Annotated in this window: 1 protein-coding gene; it reads left to right on the top strand. The window is 68.1% G+C overall.

The features are described from left to right. Positions 1-251, top strand: a 251-nt coding sequence (locus RG959_RS24630; protein WP_342799349.1) for a hypothetical protein, incomplete at both ends; no start/stop codon positions are given.

Genomic DNA, 251 nt, shown 5'->3' with positions numbered 1-251 from the left:
ATGCGATGCGGATCGATCTCGGCGGGATGGGCTCGCTTCTGGGCGGCGCCGACGATGCGCTCGAGGGCTTCTCCCCCTCGTTCAAATTCTCGACCAAGGGCATGAGCGCGGGGGAGGCGCAGGCCGCGCTCGAGGCGCAGCTCGGCAGGATCTCGGACCAGATGGTGGCGCAGATCTTCGGGACGAAGGCGCAGGTCACGGACGGCAACGGGATCTTCGAGCTCCTCCGCCAGCGCTTCCCCGGGATGCTC

Source organism: Domibacillus sp. 8LH (assembly GCF_038806185.1).
Classification (GTDB): domain Bacteria; phylum Bacillota; class Bacilli; order Bacillales; family Domibacillaceae; genus Domibacillus; species Domibacillus indicus_A.
Note: the sequence above shows the minus strand (reverse complement) of the source record. Positions and strands in the feature narration are given on the sequence as shown.